The sequence below is a fragment of the Candidatus Synechococcus spongiarum genome, assembly GCF_900047545.1.
Lineage (GTDB): Bacteria > Cyanobacteriota > Cyanobacteriia > PCC-6307 > Cyanobiaceae > Synechococcus_B > Synechococcus_B spongiarum_C.
In genome coordinates this window covers 1-3,839 of the sequence record NZ_FITM01000029.1, presented here as the reverse complement: position 1 = coordinate 3,839, position 3,839 = coordinate 1, and the positions used below count along the sequence as shown (strand labels likewise).

The 3,839-nt window shown below is 61.5% G+C and carries 8 protein-coding genes and 1 pseudogene; 8 read left to right on the top strand and 1 reads right to left on the bottom strand.

Annotated features, from left to right (window positions below; genetic code table 11):
- The 8 genes and pseudogenes from FLM9_RS01215 to FLM9_RS01190 form a co-directional block, all read left to right on the top strand.
- On the top strand, window positions 1-722 hold a 722-nt coding region (locus FLM9_RS01215), incomplete at its 5' end, for a response regulator transcription factor (RefSeq protein WP_074456889.1).
- Window positions 723-737: 15 nt separating this feature from the next.
- Window positions 738-905 (top strand): hypothetical protein, encoded by a 168-nt coding sequence (locus FLM9_RS08055; protein ID WP_218969715.1) that lies wholly within the window; start codon window positions 738-740, stop codon window positions 903-905.
- A 20-nt stretch (window positions 906-925) separates the two neighbouring features.
- Complete coding sequence (locus FLM9_RS08685) at window positions 926-1,165, top strand: hypothetical protein (RefSeq protein WP_074456888.1); 240 nt, start codon at window positions 926-928, stop codon at window positions 1,163-1,165.
- Window positions 1,053-1,706 (top strand): cache domain-containing protein, encoded by a 654-nt coding sequence (locus tag FLM9_RS01205; RefSeq protein ID WP_143324540.1) that lies wholly within the window; start codon window positions 1,053-1,055, stop codon window positions 1,704-1,706. The genes FLM9_RS08685 and FLM9_RS01205 overlap by 113 nt, the downstream gene beginning before the upstream one ends.
- A 6-nt stretch (window positions 1,707-1,712) precedes the next feature.
- The gene (locus FLM9_RS01200) at window positions 1,713-1,946 is read left to right on the top strand and encodes a hypothetical protein (RefSeq protein WP_074456886.1); all 234 of its coding nucleotides are present in this window, start codon (window positions 1,713-1,715) and stop codon (window positions 1,944-1,946) included.
- A gap of 231 nt (window positions 1,947-2,177) precedes the next feature.
- Window positions 2,178-2,339, top strand: a pseudogene (locus FLM9_RS08785) (hypothetical protein); the annotation flags it as partial.
- Between the two features lie 13 nt (window positions 2,340-2,352).
- Window positions 2,353-2,559, top strand: a complete 207-nt coding sequence (locus FLM9_RS01195) for a hypothetical protein (protein WP_074456885.1) — start codon at window positions 2,353-2,355, stop codon at window positions 2,557-2,559.
- 70 nt (window positions 2,560-2,629) lie between these two features.
- Entirely contained in the window at window positions 2,630-3,274 is a 645-nt protein-coding gene (locus FLM9_RS01190) for a 4'-phosphopantetheinyl transferase family protein (RefSeq protein WP_143324538.1), read from the top strand.
- Here the strand turns inward: FLM9_RS01190 and FLM9_RS01185 are convergent.
- Window positions 3,254-3,736, bottom strand: coding sequence for an alcohol dehydrogenase catalytic domain-containing protein (locus FLM9_RS01185; protein ID WP_074456883.1), 483 nt, complete (start codon window positions 3,734-3,736; stop codon window positions 3,254-3,256). The genes FLM9_RS01190 and FLM9_RS01185 overlap by 21 nt on opposite strands.
- Window positions 3,737-3,839: the final 103 nt, after the last annotated feature.

Sequence of the window (3,839 nt, the reverse complement as noted above, 5' to 3'; positions counted from 1 at the left end):
CCCCCGCCACTCCGGTGCGGCTGCTGCTGGTGGATGACGAGCCCGGCCTCCGCAAGGCCACCCAGGCCTATCTGCAAGAGGAGTCCTTTTCTGTGGACACCGCCAACGACGGCGAGGAGGGTTGGGAGAAGGCTCAACAACTGCTCCCCGATCTGGTGATCAGCGACGTGATGATGCCCCGTCTGGATGGCTACGGTCTGCTGGCCCGGTTGCGGGAGGATGAGCGGCTGGCGGGAACTCCCGTGGTGTTTCTCACCGCCAAGGGCATGACCGCAGACCGCATTGCCGGCTTCGTGGCCGGCGTGGACGACTACATTCCCAAACCCTTTGATCCTGACGAGTTGGTGGCCCGGGTGCGCAGCGTGTTGGCCCGTCAGCAGCGGCTGCTGGCGGAGGCGGCCCGCTTTGCTGATGCGGACGTGGGTCAGTTGGCCAAGCAGATTACCGAGATCCGCAGTCTCCTGGGACAAGGTGGTCAGGGGATTTCAGGAAAACCAGGCGGTCATGGCGATGGTGAAGTGCCCCAACTGCAGTTCACACCACGAGAGGCCAGTGTTCTGCAACTTGTGGCGGAAGGGTTAATGAATAAACAAATCGCCAAACAACTGGGCACTTCCATTCGCAACGTGGAAAAGTATGTGAGTCGCCTATTTGGTAAAACATCCACCTCCAGCCGCACGGAACTGGTGCGCTATGCGCTGGAACATCATCTGGTGGATTAACAGGCCCATTGCCCATTGCCCAGGCTTCCCCTGAAAGCAGCCGTGGTAGTGCTGCTGGTAGCCGTCCTGGTGGTCATCGTCTTCAAAAGGAACTGCTCCTCGGAGGACCGGGGGCAAATTACAGCCAGCGAAGTGGTTGATCGTAAGTCCCTGTCCTCGTTCACGGGGACGACCCAACAGTAGAAAACAGGAACATCAGCGCCGTGGAAGACGACCGGGGCAAGAAGGTGATGCAGAAACTGCTTGCGGCGGCAGGGCAGGGCGGCGGTTTTGTGGAATACCACTGGGACGACCCGACTCAACCCGACGACGAGATTCGCAAGGTGAGCCATGCCGTGGAACTTGGCTCCCAAGGTAGTGATGGCGGGGGGCTACGCACAGGATCTGTCCCAGGTCCCGGTCAACAGTTCAGACCTGCCCCGCCCTGCCATCACGGCGGCTGACGTGACGGATCGCGAGACCCTGACCACCTTTGTGGAGGCGGCGGTCCAAGCCTTCCGGGCGGCTTATGTGGCAGGGGGCTGGAGCAGCCTTTCCGCCACCAGGAACACCTTCCGGGCTGAGGGATCCGGTTCCGTCCATGTCTGGGTGGTGAGCGACGAGGGCTACTACATCGTGTTCCACGGCTCGCAACAGCATCGCGAAGGTGAATGCGCCAATCTGGGCAGGGAGGATGTCAACGGCATCCAGTTCGTGCGGGAGCTCATTGCCGCTGGCGCCGCTGGCGGCGGATACGTGGAGTACGCTTACAACAATCCCGAGATCGAGAGCGACGAGGACACCAGATCGTCCAAAGTGGGCTACGCCACTTCATTTACGCTCCCAGGCAGGGACAAGAATCCTTTCATTGTCGGCTCAGGCATTTACCACGGCTCCGAGTTGCCCATGGCCTTGCCGTTCGTGGCACGGGTTGCAAAGGATGCCTTGAACGTGCCACTGGTGACGTTGCATTTTCATCCGTCATTCTTCTGGCGCGCCCAATGACCCCCGGTGGGGAAGCTTCAGTGGGAATCCATTCGACGCCGGCCCTATCCGTTGAAACAGCTCTACGTGGCGGCCGTCAATTTTTTCCTTAATCTCGCCCTCTCGCCCCTCATCAACGACTACTGCGCAGCCTTCGGGCAACCGCCGGTGCGCAGCAGCATCATGGGACACTGGATTCAGTCCCCGGATCGGGTGATCGGGTTGTTCCCCGACTGGTTCGCAACGCCCCCATCGGATTAGCCTGCCCAGACGCGGCTCACGGGCTTTCCACTGTTCGATGAGGCGGAGCTTCCGGCGGAGCGCTGTGGCCAGAAATGGGAGACGTGATTGGCAGAGGGTGATGCCCCAATTGTTCTCCTTGCCGGCACGGCCAACCGTCATGCGCAAGGGTTCTTCAAGACCTGTGTTGAGGCCTGTGTACAGCTGAGGGGCGCCGTGCGCTCGTCTTGATGCAGTTCCCGGAGCAGGCCGACGCCGTTGCCGCCCGGTGTTCGGCATGTGGAGTACATCCCGTTGAGCACCGTGCTGCCGCGAGCGGCGGCAGTGGTGCATCACGGGAGTGGGAACCCTGGCCCAGGCGTTGCGGGCAGGCTGTCCCCAACTGGTGATGCCCTTCAATTTCGATCAGCCTGATAATGGTGTGTGATTGGCAGAGCTTGAGGTGGGCACTGCCATCAGCCCTGCCAAGCTCATCTGTGATGCGGTTGTCCAGTCTCTAAGCAAGCTGCTGCGCTCCCACCAGGTTCGTGACGACTGCCGGCGCGTGGCAAGCTGGTTCGAGAGCGTGGATTCCATCTCGCAAACCTGCCATCTGATTGAGGCCTTGCCTGGTGAATTGCGCCAATCCCGTTGAGCGACCTGTGCCATGGTGCAAACCCTTCCGCAGGTTGGGACGGATCAACGTCCATCACGTTGACCTGACGATGGCTGCCCAGTGGGAAGCGGAGGCGGTGGCCTGGCTGGACGGGAGCGAGCAGAGGCGAAGGGAGCAACTGCACACCGCCATGCAAAAGCGGGAATTTGCCCTGTGTCGTTCTGTCCTCCGTCACCTGCTGTGCTGCCGTCTCGGCTGCTTGAACGGGCAACTGACGTTTGGCCGCCAGTCCCAGGGCAAGCCGTTCGCAATCGTGAAGGGAGCCGCCCATCCGGTGGCTTTCAACGTGAGCCACAGCGGTCAACACGGCCTTGTCGCCCTTGCCCAGGGGGGATCGCTGGGGGTGGACGTGGAAGAGCGGCGCCAACGGGTTCATCGGGAAGGGATCGCCGCTCGGATGTTTGCACCGGAGGAGCGAGCCGCCCTCTCCAGGCTACCGGAAGAGCAGCAGCTCTTCACCTTCTACCGGTTCTGGACCCTGCGGGAAGCTGTGGGCAAGGCGTTGGGGTGCGGGTTGGCGTGGGCTCCGGCAGCATTTGTCCTGCCCCAGACGATCCGTTGCGGCGCCGCTTCCGACATCGTGACGTTGAATAGCCCACCCCGGACACGCTGGTGGGTGCAGGATATGGGCACAGCCTGCTTTGCAGCGGCCGTGTCCTGCAAGTACGACAGTTCAGCACCAGTTGATGGATGAAACAAACTCCAGATACGCCGCGAAGGCGGCATCAACCATCTTGTGGACCACCAACCGGTTGGCGATGCTTCCCCCGGTGGTGAAGGCCGCCTTGTCTCCCACCTGGCAGTGGCCCACCCGGGAGCCGATGCGGAGAACGGTTCCACTGGCTTCCATGCCCACCTCATGTCCCAGGGCTGAGCGCTCATAGGCCAAAGCGGGCAACAGCCCCAGTGTCACCATCACGTCCCGGAAATTGAGAGCAGCGGCTTCCACTTCGATCTCCACCCCACGGTCCCCAAGGGGCGGCAATGGGCAGGTCGTCATCTGCAGGTCACCCATGGAACTAGGCTTGTCTACCAAGCGGAAGTCGACGCCGAACTCCTCGCCAACTTCCATGGCCATGGTGCGCACCAGTCCCCACAGGGCCTGACCTCGCGGATTTTCCACGTCCAGAACCACCTTACGGGTCACGACGGTCACGCGGCAGGCAGGATTGCCCTAAGGTGAAACGCCTGTTTTTATGTTTGGCTATAAGAAGACCCGCTACCGAGGCCTGGCGAAGAACAAGAATCGGCTGGCGCTG